The following is a 20,629-nucleotide window of genomic DNA, read 5'->3' as shown; positions in this document are numbered from 1 at the left end:
TCGTCGGACATCAGTGCCAGCTCTCTCTCAGGCGTTGCCGAAGTCGTTGTCGAGCAGGGCGAACAACTCGTCCGCCGTCGCCGTTTCCGTCGCCGTGGCGGTGTCGTCCACCGGTCCGGGCGGTGGTGCGTCTCCGCCCGGCGCGCCGGTGCGCCGGTCCCAGCCGCGCAGCAGTTGGTTCAGCCGTTCGCCGACCCCGTCGGTGCCGGCCGCTCCGGGCGGGACGGTCGCGAGGAGCGCGGCCAGCCGGTCCAGTTCTGCCAGCAGCGGCGAGGGCGGTTCGGGTGCGGAGGACAGCTCCGCGTCCAGGTAGCCGGCGAGCGCGTCGGGCGTCGGATGGTCGAAGACGACCGTCGGCGGGACGGCCAGCCCGGTGGCCTGACACAGCGTGTTCCTGAACCGCACCGCGAGCATGGAGTCGAAGCCGACGTCGGAGAAGGAGCGTTCCGGGCGCACCGGACCGGCTCCGGGATGGCCGAGGACCGCGGCCGCGTGCCGGATGACCAGGTCGAGTACCGCTTGACGGCGTGCCTGCCCCTCCAGCGGGGCCAGCCGGGCGGCCAGTCGTACGGCGGGGGTGCCGTCGTCGTCGCCCGCGGCCTCCGCCGTGCTCTCGGCCGGCGCCCCGGTGGCGGGCGCGGCGGCCGTCCGGCCCGGTGTGGGCAGCCAGTAGCGGTCGCGCTGGAAGGGGTAGGTCGGGAGGGGGTGGGAGGGGACGCCCGGCCCTGAGGTCCCGGTCCAGGGCGACCAGTCCACCGGACCGCCGCCCGCCGCCCACGCCTCGGTCAGGGAGGCCAGCAGCCGGTCCCGGCCGCCGTCGCCGCGCCGCAGCGTACCGACCGCCGCCACCTCCCGCCCGGCCTCCGCGGCCACCGCCTCGATCCCGGCGAGCAGCACCGGGTGCGGGCTGACCTCGACGAACAGGGTGTGACCCGCGTCCAGCAGGGTGCGGGTCGCACCGGCGAAGCCGACCGGCTCGCGCAGGTTGCGGTACCAGTAGGAGGCGTCGAGCGATTCTCCGGCGACGGGTTCGCCGGTCACCGTCGAGTAGAGCGGGACGGCCGAGGCGCGGGGGCGTATCCCGGTGAGAGCTTCGCGCAGTTCGTCCTCGATCTCGGCGACCTGGGCCGAGTGGGCCGCGTAGTCCACCGGGATCGTCCTCGCCCGTACGCCTTCTCGCTCGCAGGCCGCGAGCAGGGCGGCCAGCTCCTGGGGCTCCCCGGCGACGACCACGGCTCCGGGGCCGTTCACCGCGGCCACGCACACCCGTCCCCCGGCGGGCAGCAGACGCGTGGTCCGCTCGGTGGAGGCGGCGACCGACACCATGCCGCCGCGTCCCGCCAGCCTCAGCAGCGCCCGGCTGCGCAGCGCCACCACGAGGGCCGCGTCGTCGAGCGACAGCGCTCCGGCGACGCAGGCGGCGGCGATCTCGCCCTGGCTGTGTCCGACGACCGCGTCCGGGGTGACCCCGGTGGCGCGCCAGTGCGCGGCCAGCGCGACCATCACGGCGAAGAGCACCGGCTGGACGACGTCCACGCGGTCGGGCGTCGGTGCGCCGGGCGCGCCGCGCAGCACCTCGGTCAGGGACCAGTCGGTGTGCGGGGCGAGCGCCCGTTCGCAGGCGTCGATGGCCGCGGCGAACGTCTCGGAGGTGTCGAGCGCCGCCACGGCCATGCCGGCCCACTGCGAGCCCTGGCCGGGAAAGACGAAGACCGTACGGCCGCCGCGCGCCCGGTCCCGCACGGCGTCGGGCGCGGGTTCTCCCGCCGCGAGGGCGTCCAGCCAGCCGAGGAGCGCGTCGCGGTCGCGGCCGGTGGCGGCCGCCCGGAAGGGCAGGGCGGGGCGGGTGGCGGCGAGCGCGCGGGCCGGTCCGGCGGCGCCCCCGTCGGGGTCGGCCCGCAGGTGCTCGCCCAGTCGGCGCGCCTGTCGGCGCAGGGCCGCGGGGGTCATGGCGGAGAGCAGCCACGGGACCGTGGTCCCGGTGTCCTCGGACGGTTCGCGGCCGGTGTCCTGGGCCAACGGGGCTTCGAGGGCGGGTGCTTCCTCCAGGACGGCGTGGGCGTTGGTGCCGCTCATGCCGAACGCGGAGACACCGGCCCGGCGCGGCCGGTCCCCGTCCGGGGCGTCCCAGGGGCGGGCGTTCGTGAGCAGCCGGACCGCGCCGGCCGACCAGTCCACCCGGCTGGACGCCTCCTGTGCGTGCAGGGTGCCGGGGAGCACGCCGTTCCGCAGGGCGAGCACCGTCTTGATGACTCCGGCGACTCCGGCGGCGGCCTGGGTGTGCCCGATGTTGGACTTCAGCGACCCCAGCCACAGCGGGCGGTCGGCGGGCCTGTCCTGGCCGTAGGTGGCCAGGAGTGCCTGGGCCTCGATGGGGTCGCCGAGCACGGTGCCGGTGCCGTGCGCCTCGACCAGGTCGATGTCGGCGCCGGACAGTCCCGCCGTGGCCAGCGCGGTCCTGATCACCCGCTGCTGTGCGGGGCCGCTCGGGGCGGTGAGGCCGTTGCTGGCACCGTCCTGGTTCACCGCGGTGCCCCGTACGAGGGCGAGGACCGGATGCCCGAGGCGGCGCGCGTCGGAGAGGCGTTCCACCAGCAGGACGCCCACCCCTTCGCCCCAGCCCGTGCCGTTCGCCCCTTCGGCGAAGGAGCGGCAGCGGCCGTCGGGCGACAGGCCCTGCTGACGGCTGAACTCGACGAAGACGTCCGGGCTCGCCATCACCGCGGCGCCGCCGACCAGCGCGAACGAGCAGTCACCGGCGCGCAGTGCCTGGCCGGCCAGGTGCAGTGCCACCAGCGAGGACGAGCAGGCCGTTTCCACGGTCACGGCGGGCCCGCCGAGTCCGAGGGTGTACGCGACACGGCCGGAGGCGACGCTGGTGACCGTGCCGCTGAGGAGGTGCCCTTCGACCTCGTCGGACGGGTTCTGCGGGCCGGTACCGTAACCCTGGGCGGCGACGCCGACGTAGACGCCGCCCTCGCTGCCGCGTACCGACGCGGGATCGAGCCCCGCCCGCTCCAGTGCCTCCCAGCTGGTTTCGAGCAGCAGTCGCTGCTGCGGGTCCATGGCCAGTGCCTCACGCGGGGAGATGCCGAAGAATTCCGCGTCGAACTCGGCCGCCCCGTCCAGGAATCCGCCGCCGGTGGTGTAGAAGGTGCCCGGGTGCAGGGGGTCCGGGTCGTAGAGGGTGTCCAGCGACCAGCCGCGGTCGGCGGGCAGCGCGGTGACCGCGTCCACTCCGTCGGCCACCAGCCGCCACAGGTCGTCGGGCGAGCGGACGCCGCCCGGGAACCGGCAGGCCATCGAGACGATCGCCAGGGGCTCGTCGGCCGCCGCGGGCCCGGCCGCGTCGCCGACGCCGGCCGCCAGGTCCGCTGCGGCCGTGCCGGTCGTGCCGTCGGTGTCCGGTTCCGTGCCGCTCAGCCCGGCGAAGAGGTGCGCGGCGAGGGCGGCCGCCGTCGGGTGGTCGAAGACGGCGGTGAGCGCGAGCGGCAGAGCGGTGGACGCGACCAGCCGGTTGCGGAGTTCGACGGCGGTGAGCGAGTCGAAGCCGACCTCACGGAACGGGCGCTCGGCCGCGAAGCCGGCGGCCGACTCGTGGCCCAGTACGGCGGCCGCTTCGCCGCGGACCAGTTCCGTCAGCAGTTTGCGGCCCTCGGGCTCGGAGAGCCGGCGCAGCCGGTGCCGCCACGACGGTTCGCCGTCCGTACCGGGCCCGGCGGGGGCGTCCGCCGCCCCGGGCTCCGGGGCGGCCGGCAGGCCGCGCAGCAGCGCGCTGTCCCGTGCCGAACCGAAGGTGGGCGCGAAGCGGCTCCAGTCCAGCTCGGCGACGACCGGTTCGCTCTCGTCCAGCGCCAGCGCCAGGCCGAGCGCGGCGAGCGCCGCCTCGGGAGCCATCGGCACCAGCCCGTGGCGGCGCAGGCCGTCGCCCACGGCACCGGCGGCCATACCCGCGCCGGCCCAGGGGCCCCAGGCCACCGAGGTCGCCGTCAGGCCCCGGCGTCGCCTCGCCGCGGCGAGGCCGTCCAGGTAGGCGTTGGCCGCCGCGTACGCGCCCTGGCCACCGCTGCCCCAGGTGCCCGAGATCGAGGAGAACAGCACGAAGGTGTCCAGGGGGCGGCCTTCGAACAGGGCGTGGAGGTGGGCCGCGCCGCGCGTCTTGGCCGCCGTCCGCCGGGCCAGTTCCTCCGGTGTGCAGTCCATCAGCGCGGTGTCCGAGGTGAGTCCCGCGGTGTGCACCACGCCCCGTACGGTGTCGCCCGCGTCGCGCAACCGCTCCAGGACCCGTTCCAGCGCGGCGCGGTCGGCGACGTCGCAGGCCAGCAGGGTGCTCCGGGCGCCGAGCGCCGCCAGGGCGTCGATCAGCGCGTCGGCTCCGGGGGCCTGGGGGCCCCGCCGGCTGAGGAGGACGAGGTGTTCCGCCCCGCGCTCCGCGAGCCAGCGCGCCACCTGGGCGCCGAGGCCGCCGGTGCCGCCGGTGACGAGGACCGTGCCGCGCGACGTCCACGGTGCGGGCGCGGGTGTCACGGGCTCCGGCGCGGGGACGAGCCGGCGGCCCAGCGGTACCGGCGCGCGTACGGCCACCTGGTCCTCGCCGTCCCGTCCGGCCAGCACCGCGCACAGCCCGTCCAGCGCGGGCCCGTCCAGCAGGTCCGGCAGATCGACCAGGCCGCCCCAGCGCAGCGGGTGCTCCAGTGCCGCCACCCGGCCCAGGCCCCATATCTGGGCCTGCTCGGGACGGACTTCCTCCGTGCCCTCGGCCGCCACCGCACCACGGGTGGCGCACCACAGGGGTGCGTCGATGCCGCTGTCGCCCAGTGCCTGGAGCAGCAGCAGGGTCCCGGTCAGGCAGGTGTCGGGCGTCGGCGGGCCCGGGTGGGGTGGCTCAGCCAGGACCAGCAGGGACAGGACGCCCTCCAGTGAACCGAACTCCGGTAGCAGCAGGGCCAGTTCGGCGCGTTCGACGGCGGCCCCGACCCGGATCACCACCACGTCGGCGCCGTGTCCGGCGAGGGCCTGTTCGCAGGCGAGCGCGGTGTCCTCGGCGCCGGGCCCGTCCGGGGTGACGAGCAGCCAGCGACCGGAGAGGCGGGGTTCCGCGGGCGTGGTGAGCGGCTCCCACGCGATGCGGTAGCGGTGGGGGCCGGCGGGGGCGGCGGTCCCCCGGCGGCGCCAGGCGGCGGGGGCCGGGTCCAGGGCGGCTTCCGGCCAGAAGCGCCTGCGCTGGAAGGCGTACGTGGGCAGATCGACCCGGCGTACGTCGGTGCCGCTCCAGCCCGCCGACCAGTCCACGGGTACGCCGCGCACGTGCAGCGAGGCGAGCGCGGTGCGGACCGCGTCCGGCTCGGCACGGCCGTCGCGCAGCAGCGGCACCGTCCCGGTGTCGTCGGTTCCGCCCGGAGCGGGGGCGGGGCCGGGGCCGGGGTCGGAGAGGCAGGCGTGGAGCATGCCGGACAGCACGCCGCCCGGCCCGAGTTCGAGGTACGTCGTCGCGCCCTCGGCACGCAGCCGGTGGGCGCCTTCCAGGAAGCGCACGGTGCCCCGGACGTGGCGTACCCAGTGGTCGGGGGAGCTGAGCTCGGTGGCCGTGGCCGTACGCCCGGTCAGGTTGGAGACGATCTCGATGCCGGGCGCGTGGTAGGTCAGCGACTCGGCCACGTCCCGGAACGCGTCGAGCATCCCGTCCATCCGGGCGGAGTGGAACGCGTGGCTCACGCTCAGGCGCCGGGTCCGCCGTCCTCGGGAGCGGAACGCCCCGGCCAGGCGCCGTACCGCGTCCGCGTCACCGGACAGGACCACGGAGGCGGGCCCGTTGACGGCGGCGATGTCCACCGCGTCCCGGCCGGTGGCCGGGTCCGTCTCCCGCTCCGGGACGGGGTGCCCGGTGCGGTCGTCCAGCAGGGCCTGGCGCACCTCCTCCTCGGTGGCCTCCACCGCCACCATCGCCCCGCCCTCGGGCAGTTCGTCCATCAGCCGTCCCCGGGCGGCCACGAGCGCGCAGGCGTCGGGCAGGTCCAGCACGCCCGCCGCGTGGGCGGCGGCGAGTTCACCGATGGAGTGCCCCATCAGCAGGTCGGGCCGCACACCCCAGTGCCGTACGAGCCGGAACAGCGCCGTCTCCAGGGCGAACAACGCGGGCTGGGTGTACCGGGTGCGGTCGAGCAGGTCCGCGCCGGGGGTTGTGGGCCCGGCGAACAGGATGTCGCGCAGGCGCAGGTCGAGGTGCGGGTCGAAGCCGGTCAGCACCTCGTCGAGGGCGTCGGCGAAGACCGGGTCGTCACGGTAGAGCTCCGCACCCGCCCCGGCCCGTTGGCTGCCCTGTCCCGGGAAGAGGAAGGCGGTCCTGCCGGAGCGTACGGCGCCGCCGGTGAGCGGTCGGCCCGCCGACGTGCCGCGTGCGAGTGCGGTGAGCGAGCGCCGGACGGCCGCCCGGTCCCGTCCCAGGACGGCGGCCCGGTGTTCGAGCGGGGCTCGTCCCGTGGCGAGCGAATAGGCGACGTCCGCCAGTTCGAGGTCCGGGTCGGCATCGAGCCGGCTCACCAGCCGGCCGGCCTGTGCCCGCAGGGCCTCGGGTGTCCTGGCCGAGAGCAGCAGCGGCACGGGCGGACCGGTACGGCGGGCGGTGGGGACGGCGGTGACCGCCGCGACGGCCGTCGCGGCGGCGGCGGTGTCCGGGACAGGCACGTCCGGGGCGTCGGTCAGGCCCGAGGTGTCGGTCCGGTCCGGAGCGGGCACGACCGCGATGGCCGGAGCCTGCTCGATGATCACGTGCGCGTTGGTGCCGCTGATGCCGAACGACGACACGCCCGCCCGGCGCGGGCTCCCGGTCTCCGGCCACGGGGTGCGCGCGCTGAGCAGACGGATACCACCGCCGGACCAGTCCACGTGGGGGTTCGGCGTCCCGGCGTGAAGGGTTCCCGGCAGTTCGCCGTGGCGGATGGCCAGCACCGTCTTCATCACCCCGGCCACCCCGGCCGCCGCCTGGGTGTGCCCGATGTTCGACTTCACCGAGCCGAGCCACAGCGGACGGTCCGCCGGGCGCGCCGGTCCGTGGACGGCCTGGAGCGCCTGCGCTTCGATGGGATCGCCGAGCCTCGTGCCGGTGCCGTGGGCCTCGACCGCGTCGATCTGGTCGGCTCGCAGCGCGGCGTCGGCCAGGGCGGCACGGATGACCTGCTGCTGGGACGGGCCGTTGGGGGCGGTGAGCCCGTTGCTGGCGCCGTCCTGGTTCACGGCGGTGCCGCTGATCAGAGCGAGTACGGGGTGGCCGTGGCGCAGGGCGTCGCTGTGGCGCTCCAGCAGCAGCACTCCGGCGCCCTCGCCCCAGCCCGTGCCGTCCGCCTGCGCCGAGAACGCCTTGCACCGTCCGTCGGCGGCCAGGCCGCGCTGACGGCTGAACTCCACGAAGAGCCGCGGGGTGCTCATCACCGTCACCCCGCCCGCGAGGGCCTGCTCGCAGTCGCCGCGCCGCAGTGCCTGCACGGCCAGGTGCAGCGCCACCAGCGACGAGGAGCACGCGGTGTCGACGGTGAGCGAGGGCCCCTGGAGGCCGAGGACGTAGGACAGCCGTCCTGACAGCACACTGGCCGTGTTCCCGGTCAGCAGATGGCCCTCGGACACTCCCTCGGCGCCCTCCAGCAGCGCGGAGTAGTCCTGGCCGTTGGTACCGATGTAGACGCCGACCTGCCGGTCCTTCAGCGCGGTCGGGTCCTGCCCGGCGCCCTCGACCGCCTCCCAGGCGGTTTCCAGGAGCAGCCGCTGCTGCGGGTCCATGGCCAGGGCCTCACGCGGCGATATACCGAAGAACTCCGCGTCGAACTCGGGGACGTCGTGCAGGAAGCCACCCTGCCTGCTGTACGTGGTACCGGCGCGGTCGGGGTCCGGGTCGTACAGCCCCTCGGTGTCCCAGCCCCGGTTCGACGGCCAGTCGCCGACGGCGTCGACGCCCTGCGAGACCAGGTCCCAGAAGTCCTCGGGCCGCGCGACCCCACCGGGGAAGCGGCAGCCCATGCCGACGATCGCGATCGGCTCGCCGCTGCCGGGCTCCGCCGCCCGGCTCGCCTCGGCGCCGACGGAGCGGGCGGACCCGGCGGTGCCGCTCGGCGCGTCCGGCAGGTCCAGGTCCGCGAGCAGCCGGCCGGCCAGTGCCGACGGCGTCGGGTGGTCGAACAGGACGGCTGCGGGCAGGGCCAGTCCGGTGACGGCGGCGAGCCGGTTGCGCAGCTCGACCGCCGTCAGCGAGTCGAAGCCGAGCGCGGAGAACGCCTTTCCGGGCTGGACCGCGTCGGCGTCGGGGTGGCGCAGGACCGTCGCCGCGTGGGTGCGTACCAGTTCGGTGAGGGCCCTGACCCGGTCCTCGTGGCGCGGCAGTACGGCGATCCGCTGCCGCAGGGCGTCGGTGGAGCCGCCGCCCTCCCGGCCCGCCGGTGGTGCGGTGGTGTCGGGGAGGGGCCTCTCGGCGGCCAGGTCCGGTATCCCGTCGAGCAGGGCGGTGGACCGCAGGCCCGTGCCCGTGGTGAAGCGCCGCCAGTCGACGTCGGCGACCACGACCAGCGCGTCGTCCTCCGCGAGTGCCCGGCCGATCGCGGTGACGGCCGTCTCGGGCTCCATCACCGGCATGCCGAGGTCCCGCAGCCGCGCGGCGACGTCGTCCGCCAGCATGCCCGGCCCGGCCCAGGCGCCCCAGGCCACGGACGTGCCGGGCAGCCCGGCCGCCCGGCGGACGGCGACGAGTGCGTCGACGGCGGCGTTGGCGGCCGCGTAGTTGCCCTGCCCGGCGTTGCCCAGGACGCCCATCACCGACGAGAACACCACGAAGGCCGACAGGTCGAGACCCGCGGTGGCCTCGTGCAGGTTCCGTGCGGTGGTCAGCTTGGCGCGCAGCACCACGGCGAGCCGCGCGGGGTCCAGCGCGTCGAGCACACCGTCGTCGAGGACGCCCGCCGCGTGGATGACGGCGGACAGCGGGTGCCGCGCCGGGATGCCGGCGAGCAGTGCCGCCAGTGCGGCCGGGTCGGCGACGTCGCAGGCCGCGAGGGCCACTTCGGCGCCCAGCGCCGTCAGTTCCGCCCGCAGCGCGTCCGCACCGGGTGCGTCGGCACCGCGACGGCTCACCAGCAGTAGCCGCTCCGCGCCCTGGCCCGCGAGCCAGCGCGCCGTGTGCGAGCCGACGCCTCCGGTGCCACCGGTGACGAGGACCGTACCCCGCCATCGCGGGCGCGTACGTTCCGGTGAGGAGGGCCCGGACGACGGGGCGGGCCGGAGGCGGCGTCCGTGGACCCCGGTGGAGCGCACCGCCACCTGTTCCTCATCGGCCACGGCTCCCTCGAGCACCGCGCACAGACGGCGGGCGGCCCGCGCGTCCAGCACCTCGGGCAGGTCGACGAGACCGCCCCGGCGACGCGGATGCTCCAGTGCCAGCGTCCGGCCCAGGGCGGCGGACGCGGCCTGACCGACGTGTCCGGGCCGCTCCGCGCCGCCGAGGACCGCCGTTCCCCTCGTCAGCGTCCAGAGCCGGGCGTCGATGCCCGCGTCCTCCAGCGCCTGGGCCAGCGCGAGGGTCAGCGCCGGACCGCCGGGCAGGTCGGGGTAGCCGGGATGGGGGCGCTCCTCCCAGGACAGCAGGGACAGCACGCCGGCGATCGGCTGCTCCCCGGCGGTCTTGGTGAGCAGAGCGGCCAGTTGTGCGCGGGTCGCGCCCGGATCGGTGACGACGCACGGGAGGAGGTCGGCTCCGGCCTCGCCGAGGGTGTCCAGGACGGCCGCCGCGTCGTCGCCCTCGGGGCGCAGGGCGAGCCAGCGACCGGTGAGGCCGTCCGCCGGCGCGACCGACAGGGGCACCCAGGCGACGTGGTAGCGCCAGGATTCCGCCCTGCGTTCACGGCTCCTGACGGTGCGCCAGGTCGCCAGGGCCGGCAGGACCTCGTTCAGGGCCGCACGGCCGACCCCGAGGGTTTCGGCGAGCTGGGCCGGGTCCTGTGCTTCCAGATCGTCCCAGCGGTCCTCGGCGGGGGCGGCCGGGACGGCGGCGGGGGCCGTCAGCCAGTAGCGCCGCCGCTGGAAGGCGTACGTCGGCAGCTCGACGCGCCGCGCCCCCGGGAACGCCCCCGACCAGTCCACCTCCAGTCCGCACTCCCACCCGCGGCCCACCGCACGCAACACCTGCTCCAGGCCGCCTTCGTCACGCCGCAGCGTCCCCAGCACCGCGGCGTCCACACCGGCGGCCTCCACCGACTCCCCCACCGCCACGCCCAGCACCGGGTGCGGGCTGGACTCGATGAAGACGCGGTGCCCGGCCGCGAGGAGCGCGCGGGTCGCCCGCTCGAACTCGACGGTCTCCCGCAGGTTGCGGTACCAGTACCCGGCGTCCAGGGCCTTCGTGTCCAACAGGCCACCGGTCACGCTCGAATAGAACGGCACCGCACCCGAGAGCGGGGTGATGTCCTTCAGATCAGCGAGCAACTGGTCGCGGATCTCCTCCACATGCCCGGAGTGGGACGCGTAGTCGACGTCGATACGACGGGCCCGGACGCCCTCACCGGTGAGTTCTCCGAGGAGCCCGGCAACCGCGTCCGCGTCACCTGAAACCACCGTCGACGACGGGCCGTTCACCGCAGCGACCGACAGACGGCCACCCCAGGCGCCCAGCCGCTCACGCACCACGTCACAGGGCAAGGGCACCGACGCCATACCACCCCGACCCGCCAGCGCCGCCACCGCACGGGAACGCAACGCGACGACGCGGGCCCCGTCGTCGAGGCTCAGGCCACCCGCCACGCACGCGGCGGCGACCTCGCCCTGCGAATGCCCGACGACCCCGTCGACGGTCACACCGAACGACCGCCACACCTCCGCCAGCGACACCATCACCGCCCACAGCGCCGGCTGCACCACATCGACCCGTGACAACAAGCGCTCCGAACCCAGCGCCTCTGTCAACGACCAGTCCACATAAGGAGAAAGAGCCCGCTCACACTCCGCCATGCGCTCCGCGAACACCCCCGGAACACCCAGCAGCCCCACGGCCATGCCCGCCCACTGCGAACCCTGACCCGGGAACACCAGCACCGAACGCCCCGACGACGCACCGGAACCGGCCACCGGCTCCGGCGCCGCACGCCCTTCCGCCAGCGCCTTCAGCCCACCCAGCAGCTCACTCCGGTCGCCGCCCACCACCACCGCACGGTGCTCGAAGGACGTACGTCCCGTCGCCAGCGAACAGCCCACGTCCGCCACGTCGAGCCCAGGCTCCGCCACCACCCGCGCGGCCAACGCCCCCGCCTGCGCCCGCAGAGCCTCCGCACTGCGCGCCGACACCGGCCACACCACCGCCCCCGGACGCCGGTCCCCCTCCCCCGCCCCGGTCGGAGCCCCGGCCGGGGCGGACTCAAGGATGACGTGGGCGTTGGTCCCGCTGATACCGAAGGAGGACACACCCGCCCGGCGCGGACGGCCCGTGTCGTCCCACGCACGGGCCTCCGTCAGCAGGCGTCCCGCCCCCGCCGACCAGTCCACCTCCGGCGTCGGACCGTCCACGTGCAGCGTCTTGGGCATCACCCCGTGCCGCATCGCCAGCACCGACTTGATGACACCGCCCACACCCGCCGCGGCCTGGGCATGGCCGATGTTCGACTTCAGCGAGCCGATCCACACCGGCCGGTCCCCGGGCCGGTCCTGCCCGTACGTCGCCAGCAGCGCCTGCGCCTCGATCGGGTCACCCAGCCTGGTCCCCGTACCGTGCGCCTCCACCACGTCCACGTCCGACGCCACCAGTCCCGCGTCCGCCAACGCCGCACGGATCACCCGCTGCTGCGACGGACCGCTCGGCGCCGTCAGACCGTTGCTCGCACCGTCCTGGTTCGTGGCCGAACCCCGCACCACCGCCAGCACCGGATGCCCACGACGCCGCGCGTCCGACAACCGCTCCAGCAGCAGCATGCCCACGCCCTCAGCCAGGCCGAAGCCGTCGGCGGCCGCCGCGAAGGACTTGCAGCGGCCGTCCGGGGCCAGACCGCCTTGACGGCTGAACTCCACGAGCATGCCGACCGTGGACATCACGGTCGCGCCGCCGGCCAGCGCCAGCGAACACTCGCCCGACCGCAGCGCCCGTACCGCGAGGTGGAGTGCCACCAGCGACGACGAGCACGCCGTGTCCACGGTGACCGCCGCTCCCTCCAGACCGAGGGTGTAGGCCAGTCGGCCCGACGCGACGCTTCCGGTGTTGCCGGTCAGCAGGTGGCCGCCCTCGTCGGCGCCCTGTTCGAGGGAGGGCCCGTAGTCCATGGCCATCGCCCCGACGTAGACGCCCGTCGGGGTCCGTCGCAGGGTGGCGGGGTCGATCCCGGCCCGCTCCAGCACCTCCCAGGCCGTCTCCAGCAGCAGCCGCTGCTGGGGGTCCATCGCCGCGGCCTCGCGCGGCGAGATGCCGAAGAACTCCGCGTCGAAGTCGGCCGCACCGGTGAGCGAACCCGCCTCTCGCTGGTAGTACCGGCCCGGCGTCCCCGGTGCGGGGTCGTACCGTCCGGCGGTGTCCCAGCCGCGGTCGGCGGGCAGCGCGGAGACGGCGTCGGCACCCGCCGACACCAGCTCCCAGAGTTCGTCGGGGCTGCCGACACCGCCGGGGTAGCGGCAGCCCATCCCGACGATCACCACGGGGTCGTCGTCCCCGGCCCGCCGCACCGGCTCGTCCGCGTCCGTGTTCCCGTCGGGCCGGTCGCCGCCGATCTCGGCGCAGAGGTACGCGGTCAGGGCCACCGGCGTCGGGCAGTCGAAGACGGCCGTCGCCGGGATGCGCAGCGCCGTCGCCGCGCTCAGCCGGTCGCGCAGCTCCACGGCGGTGACGGAGTCGAATCCCAGGTCGAGGAAGGCCAGGTCAGCGGGGACCGGGTCGGACCGCCCGGTCAGCACGGCGATCTCCTCGGCCACCAGCCGTGCCAGCACGGCACGCCGCTCCGGTACGTCCATTCCGGCCAGCTCCGCGCGGAACGTGGTCCCGGCCTCCCGGTCACCGCCAGTGCCGCCCGGCCCGTCCGCGTCCGCCGGGCCGGACTGCGCGAGCGCCGCCAGGACAGCGGTCGGCAGCTCCCGCACCCGGGCGTGGTGCGCGGCGGCCGGCGCTTCCCGTGCCGGGGTGACACCGCGCACGTACAGGTCACCGAGCGAGGTCAGGAACCGGCCTGGACCGCCCTGGTCCCGGCGCAGCGTCCCGAGGACGGCGGCCCGCGCGCCGTGTTCCGCCACGCAGTCCGTGAGGGCGGAGGTCAGCACGGTGTGCGGGCTGACCTCCAGCAGGACGTCGTGCCCGTCCCGCAGCAGGGCCTCGGTCGCCTGGTGGAACCTGACCGTGTCGCGCAGGTTGCGGCACCAGTAGTCGGCGTCCAGGACCGGGGCGTCCAGTCGTCCGCCGGTCAGTCCGGAGTAGTAGGGCAGCCGCGGTGTACGGGGCCGGATCGGTGCGAGGCCGGCGCTCATCCGGGGGATGATCGTGTCGATGTGGGGGGAATGGGCGGCCAGGCCCACGGCGATCCGCCGTGCGTGCACCGCGTCCGCGGCCAGGTCGGCGAGGAGTTCGGCCGCCGCGTCGCGGTCGCCGGAGACGATCACGGACCGAGGGCCGTTGTGCGCGGCGACGACGAGGCGGCCCTCCCAGCGGCGCAGCCGCGGCTCGACGTCGTCGGCCGGGGCCATGACGGAGACCATGTCGCCCCGCCCGGCCAGGGTCGCCTGGGCCTGGCTCCACAGGGCCACCACCCGTGCGGAGTCGTCCAGGGACAGCGCGCCGGAAACCGCGGCTGCGGTGACCTCGCCGACGCTGTGCCCGAGCACGGCGGCCGGTTCCACGCCGTGGGAGCGCCACAGCGCGGCGAGCGACACCGTCACGGCGAACAGCAGGGGCTGCACCACGTCGGCCCGGTCCGCGGCGGGTGCGCCCGGCGCGTCCGGGTCGCGGAGCACGTCGAGGGGCGACCAGTCGACGAAGGGTTCCAGGGCCTGCGCGCACGCGTCCATCCGGTCGCGGAACACCGTGGAGGTGTCCAGCAGGTCCGCCGCCATCCGGGGCCATTGCGCGCCCTGTCCGGGGAACACGAAGGCGACCCGGCGGGCGGCCCCGGCGGCGCCCTCCACCAGGCCGGGCATGCTCCTGCCGTCGGCGAGCGCGTCCAGCCGCCGCAGGAATCCGTCACGGCCGTCCGCCACCAGAGCGGCCCGCCGGCTCCCCTCGGAAGCGGTGCGCGCGAGGGTGGACGCGATGTCCTGGGGGCTCCAGTCGTCGCGACCGGCCAGGTACGCGTGCAGGCCGCGCGCGCCGGCCGCCAGCGACTCCTTGCCGCTGCCGGCCAGGGTCCACAGCAGCGGTGCTTCCGTACCGTCGGGGTGCGCCATCGTGTCTTCGGACTCCTTCACGGCGAGCAGGACCATCAGTCACCGGACCGGGGCGGGTGCCCGCTCCCATGGGGCGCGCGTCGGCCGGGACGCCTTCGTCATGCCCGGCGTGTACCGCCACCGGACCTGCGAGGTCGATCGTGCCCACGTCGCATAGCGGCCCGATATCGCAGGCCGCGACACGATGCGGGTACGGGGAGCGGGCGGGGGCGCGGAGCGGCGGGAGTGCCGCGCGCGCCCCGTGGGGCGGGTCAGCCGTCCGTTCCGGGGGACGGGTGCGGGCCCGGAGTCCGCGTCACCCCCAGTTCCCGCCAGATCCCGTCCAGTGCGGCGACGAACTCCTCGACCTCCGCGGGCTCGTGGACGGCGCCGGGCGCGCTCCTGAGGATCTCCTGGCCCGCGCGTACGCTCGGCGCGTTGATCGCCTGTACGTAGATGCCATGGCGTTCCAGAAGCAGGGCGGAGATCCGCCGGGCGAGTGCGTCGTCCCCGACGAAGACCGAGACGATGTGGGACCCGTCGGAGACGAAGGGGATGCCGTGTTCCGTGAGCAGCCGGTGCGTCAGTCGCGCGTTCTCGCGGAGCCGGTCGCGTTCCTCCTCCGAGGTGCGCAGGTGCCGGACCTCGGCGAGCGCGCCCGCCACGACCGCCGGCGGCAGGGCGGTGGTGAAGATGAAGGAGCGGGACAGGCCGCGCACCGCGTCGACCAGTTCGGCGGGACCGGCGATGTATCCGCCGGTGGTGCCGAATCCCTTGGCGAGCGTTCCCATGATGACGGTGAACTCGTCCGCGATGCCCAGGCCCGCGGCGATACCGGCTCCCTCCGGCCCGTACATCCCGACCGCGTGAACCTCGTCGAGGAACGTCATCGCGCCGTGCTCGCGGGCGATCCGGGCGATTTCGGCGAGCGGGGCGACATCACCCGCCATCGAGTAGACCGATTCCATGACGATCATCTTCGGACGGTCAGGGTCGGTGGCGGATATCAGCTCTTCCAGATGCGCCGTGTCGTTGTGGCGGAAAATGCGTTTCTCGGCGCCGCTGTGGCGGAGTCCGTCGATGATCGAGGCGTGGTTCATCTCGTCGGAGAAGACGACGCAGTTCTCCAGCCGGCCGGCGAGGACCGTGAGGGCTCCGTCGTTGGCGGTGTACCCGGAGGTGAAGAGGAGGGCGTCGGCCTTGCCGTGCAGATCCGCGAGTTCCTTCTCCAGCAGCACGTGGTAGTGGTTGGTCCCGCCGATGTTCCGGGAGCCGCCCGAGCCCGCGCCGTACTCGTCGAGGGCTTCGCGGGTCGCCGCCAGAACCAGCGGGTGCTGACCCATCCCCAGGTAGTCGTTGCTGCACCAGACGCTGATCTCGGAGGTGACCCCGTCCCGCAGGCTCCGGGCCGCCGGAAATTTCCCGGCGAGCCGGCCGATCTCAAGAAACTCCCGTTTCGCCTCCGGTGACCCACCTTTCCCTATATGCCGCGAGAAGAGCTCCAGGTAATGGTTCATGACGACCCTTTTCTCCGAAGACCAAGCCGATACGGGGGCCGAACCGGTAGAGGGCATTGTCTCAGAGCGGAATATCACTTCGATGGCGCGGCCTGCGACAATTCAACACCTCCCGCGCATCCGATTCTTCAATTCGCACTCCTGGTATACCTGATTTGCTTGTTGTAGGCTCTGCGGAAATTCCTCGACACGGCACCACTGGAGTTTCCTATGCCGTCGAACGAAACGTATGTCAGCCAGATCCTTCAGGTGATCTCCGCGGAACCGGATAAAGTTCTCCTGTCCTGGCGTGACAAGACGCTCACCGCGGCGGAGCTGACCACCCTGGTCCGGTCAGCCGCGCAGGCCCTGCACCAGCACGCCGGCGGGACCGACGGCGGGGCCGTGGTCGCTGTCCTGACCGTCACCAACACCGGCCCGACCCTGGTCCTGCGGTACGCCGCGAATCTGGTCGGGGCCACGGTGGTCCATCTGCACACCACCAACGCGGTCGACCCGGCGGACCACCTGGCCGCCGACGCCAAGCTCAAGATCCTCCGGCAGACCGGTGCGACGTATCTGGCCGTCGACGAGGAGAACGTCACGGCCGCCCGTGAGCTGCGCGAGCGGCTGGGTACTCCGCTCACCCTCATCGCCCTCGGCGACCTCGGCCCCGATGTCCTTGACCTGACGGCCGGAGACCCGGACGCGCTGGACCCGGACTCCGTCGGGATCGGACCCGACCGGCCCGCGGTGGTGACCTACACGAGCGGGACGACCGGTGAGCCGAAGGGCATCGCCTTCGACTTCCGGGCCCGCGACGGTTTCATCTCCGCCGGACTCCAGATGGGCTGGCGGTCCGTCTACCTGGCCTGTCTCCCGCTGAGCCACTCCAGCGGCGCCACGGCCGACGACTCACTCGCGTCCGGCGGCTCGGTGGTCCTGCGGGACGGCTTCGACCCGGGTGACGTGCTGCGCTGCGTGGAACGGCACGGGATCACCCGGATGCTGCTCTCCCCTCCCCAGCTGTACCTGCTCATGGACCACCCGGAGATGGGCTCGACCGACCTGTCCCGCCTCCAGATGGTCACGTACGTGGGCTCCCCCGCGTCTCCCGAGCGACTGGGCGAGGCGGTCAAGGTCTTCGGCGAGGTACTGATCCAGGTGTACGCCACCAGCGAGGCGGGCTTCGTCAGCATGCTCTCGCCCGCCGAGCACCTCGACCCCCGGCTGCGGGCCACGGTCGGCCGGCCGATACCCGGCTGGGTCCGGATCACCGATCCGGACGACCACCGCGACCTGCCGCCCGGCGAGACCGGCGAGGTCCGCGTACGGTCGCCGTTCACGATGAGCGCGTACGTGGCCGAGCCCGAACTCACCGCCCGGACCGTACAGGACGGCTGGGTGCGCACCGGTGACCTCGGCCTCGTCGACGACGACGGCTACCTTCACCTGCGCGGCCGGATCGGCGAGGTGATCAAGACCAACGGCATCAAGATCCATCCGGTGACGGTGGAGAACGCCTTCCTGGCCCATCCCGACGTCGTCCAGGCCGCCGCCTTCTGCGTCCGGGACGGGGACCGGATCGAGCACCTGCACGCCGCCGTGGTGCTGCGCGAGGCGCACACGGCCGGCCCCGGCGAACTGGCGGAACACATCCGGGCCACCCTCTCGCCCAAGCACGTTCCCGCGCGGATCCACGTCCGGCGCGCTCTGCCCCTCACCGGCGTCGGCAAACCGGACAAGGCGCGACTGGCCGTGGAAGCGAGCGGGTGACACACCCATGACCCTCTCCGTGGCGTCCATACTGGCCGAATCCGCGCTCCGGCGGCCGGAGCACCCGGCGCTCGTGTCCGGTTCCCGGAAGATCACGTACCGCGAGCTGTGGGACGGGGCGCGGAGGTACGCGGCGGCGCTCCGCGCGCGGGGCATCGGCCCCGACGACAAGGTGGCGCTGCTGCTGCCCAGCACACCGCACTTCCCGGCGGCCTACTTCGGTGTGCTCGCGCTCGGCGCGATCGCGGTTCCGGTCCACGCCCTGCTCCGGGCGGACGAGATCGCGTACGTCCTGGAGGACTCCGGGGCGGCGGCGCTGATCTGCGCCGCCCCGCTCCTCACCGAGGGCGGCAGGGCGGCGGAGACGGCCGGCACGCCCGTGCTCACCGTCATGGAAGAGGAAGGGGACGAGGAGGAGTGGCGCACCCACGCGCCACGGCTGGACGTGCTCGCGGAGCGGAGCACCCCGATCGACCGTCAGGTGCCGCGCGCCCCCGAGGACATCGCGGTGATCCTCTACACCTCCGGCACCACCGGCCGCCCCAAGGGCGCCCTGCTCACCCATCTCAACGTGGTGATGAACGTCGACACGACCATGCTGTCGCCGTTCGACTTCACCGAGGACGACGTCCTGCTCGGCTGTCTGCCGCTGTTCCACACCTTCGGTCAGATCTGCGGCATGAACACCTGCTTCCGGGCGGGGGCGACCCTGGTGCTGATGCCCCGGTTCGACGGGCCGGGCGCGCTGGACCTCATGGTGCGGGAGGGCTGCACCGTGTTCATGGGGGTCCCGACGATGTACACGGCGCTCCTCGACGCGGCCCGCGCCGACCCGCGCAGGCCCGCGCTCGACCGCGTGTTCTCCGGCGGCTCCGCGCTGCCGGTGGCGGTCCTGGACGCGTTCCGGGAGACGTTCGGCTGCCCGGTCCTCGAAGGGTACGGACTGACCGAGACGTCTCCGGTGGTGGCCTACAACCAGAAGGCGTGGCCGCTCAGACCGGGCACGGTGGGCCGGCCGATCTGGGGTGTCGAGGTCGAGATCGCCCGAGCGGACGTGGAGGGCCGGATCGAGCTGGTGCCCGCCGGCGAGCTGGGGGAGATCGTCATCCGGGGGCACAACGTGATGGCCGGCTACCTGAACCGGCCGGAGGCGACCGCCGAGGCCGTCGTGGACGGCTGGTTCCGCTCGGGTGACCTCGGCGTCAAGGACGACGAGGGCTATCTGTCCGTCGTCGACCGCAAGAAGGACGTGGTGCTGCGCGGCGGGTACAACGTCTACCCGCGCGAGGTGGAGGACGTCCTCGCCCGCCACCCGGCCGTCGCCCAGGCAGCCGTCGTCGGGCTCCCCCACCCCGTCCACGGCGAGGAGGTGTGCGCGGTGGTGAGGGCCCGCCCCGGCACGGCGCCGGGCCCGGCCCTCGGCGCCGGGATCATCGCCTGGAGCAGGGAGCGGATGGCGCCGTACAAGTACCCGCGCCGGGTGGAGTTCGTGGACGCCTTCCCCCTCGGCCCCAGCGGCAAGGTACTCAAACGGGAGCTGGTCGCCTGGCTGAGCGCCGCGGATCCGGACAAGCCGCCGGACGGCCCGCCGCGCCCGCACTGAACGCGAGCACGAGCCGAGCGAGCGGTGGTGTCGAGGGTCCGGCCATGGACCGGTCCGGGCGGTCGGCCCTGCCCGGACCACTCACGACGCCCCTCACCCGGCCGGTCGGGCCGGCTCGTCCAGGTGCGTCAGCTTGTGAGGGTCGCGCACCACGTGGATCCGTGTGATGAGACCGTTCTCGACCTCGACGCTCACCGCGGCCGGCTCGTCGAGGGCATGACGGACGGGGGCGAGGATGCCCCCGCCCCGGCGCGCCCCGCCGGGCGACACCACGGCCGCCGGGTCCGGTCACCAGCTGATCCTGGCCGCCACCGGCAGATGGTCGCTGCCCGTACCCGGCAGCACCCACGCACTGTCCGGCGTGACGCCCCTGACCAGGATGTGGTCGATCCGCGCCACCGGGAACGTCGCCGGATAGCTGAAGCCGAAGCCGTCCCCGGCGGCCTCCTGCGCCGACGTCATCCGCGAGGTGAGGGGGACGAACGCGCGGTCGTCCAACGTGCCGTTCAGGTCGCCGAGCAGCACCACCCGCTCGTGCTCGTCGGCGGCCATCGCCTCGGCGAGCGCCGGTACGCCGCGATCCCGGCTCTCCGTCCAGAAGCCCTTCCGCGGCATCACGCGTACGGATCCCAGGTGCGCCACGTACACCGCGAGCGGCCCCCGGTCCGTGGTCACCGTGGCGCGCAGCGCCCGCGCGTCAGCCTCCTTCACGGCGAGCGGCTTGGCGGCGCCCAGCGGTCCGGCGTCCTGCGCGATGTCGACCATCCGCGTGTCCGACAGCGGCAGCTTGCTCCACAGCCCGATCGTGCCCATCACCGTGTGGTACGGGTACGCCTTCGCCAGCCCCTTCTCGTACGCCGGCTCGGCCTGCGCGGTGATCTCCTCAAGAGCCAGTACGTCCGCCTTGGAGCCCACCAGATCGCGAGCGGTGGCGGCCGGGTCGGGGTTGTCGGCGCCCACATTGTGGGTGGCCACGGTGAAGCCGGCGGCGCCCGCCCGGGACTTGTCGGTGAGCATGCCGCCGAACATGCTCAGCCACACGGTTGTCGGCAGCAGCAGCGCCACCACCGCGGCGGCGGAGCGCCGCCACAGCGCGCACGCCAGCAGCACCGGGACGCACAGGCCGAACCACGGCAGGAACGACTCGATCAGGCTGCCGGGGTTCCCGAACCCGTTCGGGATCCGCGCGTGGCACAGCATGAGGAAACCGAGCAGCAGCGCCGGCGCCGCGAGGATCCGGCCGCGCCTCCACGGCCCTGGCCGTGAGCCGATGCGGACCAGCCGCCGCAGAAGTGTGTCCCGGCCGTCCGCGTCGCCGGCCGCCGGGCCGGGGGCAAGGTCGGTCACTGTCGGGTCGGATGGTGCGGTACGCGTCATGCCGCCAGTCAAGAGA

6 protein-coding genes are annotated in these 20,629 nt (G+C 74.3%); 2 read left to right on the top strand and 4 right to left on the bottom strand.

Going from position 1 to position 20,629, the window contains the following annotated elements:
- Positions 1-27: 27 nt before the first annotated feature.
- Positions 28-14,382, bottom strand: a complete 14,355-nt coding sequence (locus tag B9S64_RS32345) for a type I polyketide synthase (RefSeq protein WP_109492243.1) — start codon at positions 14,380-14,382, stop codon at positions 28-30.
- Positions 14,383-14,633: 251 nt separating this feature from the next.
- Positions 14,634-15,878, bottom strand: coding sequence for a 5-aminolevulinate synthase (gene hemA / locus B9S64_RS32340; protein WP_103491631.1), 1,245 nt, complete (start codon positions 15,876-15,878; stop codon positions 14,634-14,636).
- Between the two features lie 210 nt (positions 15,879-16,088).
- On the opposite strand from hemA, the gene B9S64_RS32335 reads away from it, so the two are divergent.
- Together B9S64_RS32335 and B9S64_RS32330 are read left to right on the top strand one after the other, a co-directional pair.
- Complete coding sequence (locus tag B9S64_RS32335) at positions 16,089-17,633, top strand: class I adenylate-forming enzyme family protein (protein ID WP_103491632.1); 1,545 nt, start codon at positions 16,089-16,091, stop codon at positions 17,631-17,633.
- 7 nt (positions 17,634-17,640) lie between these two features.
- Positions 17,641-19,236 carry a long-chain fatty acid--CoA ligase gene (locus B9S64_RS32330; protein ID WP_103491633.1) on the top strand — a complete coding sequence of 532 codons (1,596 nt, stop codon included), beginning with the start codon at positions 17,641-17,643 and terminating at the stop codon, positions 19,234-19,236.
- 93 nt (positions 19,237-19,329) lie between these two features.
- Here the strand turns inward: B9S64_RS32330 and B9S64_RS32325 are convergent, their stop codons facing one another.
- Positions 19,330-19,509 (bottom strand): hypothetical protein, encoded by a 180-nt coding sequence (locus tag B9S64_RS32325; RefSeq protein ID WP_374936074.1) that lies wholly within the window; start codon positions 19,507-19,509, stop codon positions 19,330-19,332.
- Between the two features lie 15 nt (positions 19,510-19,524).
- Positions 19,525-20,613, bottom strand: a complete 1,089-nt coding sequence (locus tag B9S64_RS32320; RefSeq protein ID WP_103491634.1) for an endonuclease/exonuclease/phosphatase family protein — start codon at positions 20,611-20,613, stop codon at positions 19,525-19,527.
- Positions 20,614-20,629: the final 16 nt, after the last annotated feature.

The sequence above is a fragment of the Streptomyces sp. SM18 genome (assembly GCF_002910775.2).
In the GTDB taxonomy this organism is placed as follows: Bacteria; Actinomycetota; Actinomycetes; order Streptomycetales; family Streptomycetaceae; genus Streptomyces; species Streptomyces halstedii.
Note: the sequence above shows the minus strand (reverse complement) of the source record. Positions and strands in the feature narration are given on the sequence as shown.

Coding starts and splice junctions, on each gene's coding strand:
- B9S64_RS32345 (WP_109492243.1), bottom strand. CDS start 14,382: ATGGCGCACCCCGACGGTACGGAAGCACCGCTGCTGTGGACCCTGGCC.
- hemA (WP_103491631.1), bottom strand. CDS start 15,878: ATGAACCATTACCTGGAGCTCTTCTCGCGGCATATAGGGAAAGGTGGG.
- B9S64_RS32335 (WP_103491632.1), top strand. CDS start 16,089: ATGCCGTCGAACGAAACGTATGTCAGCCAGATCCTTCAGGTGATCTCC.
- B9S64_RS32330 (WP_103491633.1), top strand. CDS start 17,641: ATGACCCTCTCCGTGGCGTCCATACTGGCCGAATCCGCGCTCCGGCGG.
- B9S64_RS32320 (WP_103491634.1), bottom strand. CDS start 20,613: ATGACGCGTACCGCACCATCCGACCCGACAGTGACCGACCTTGCCCCC.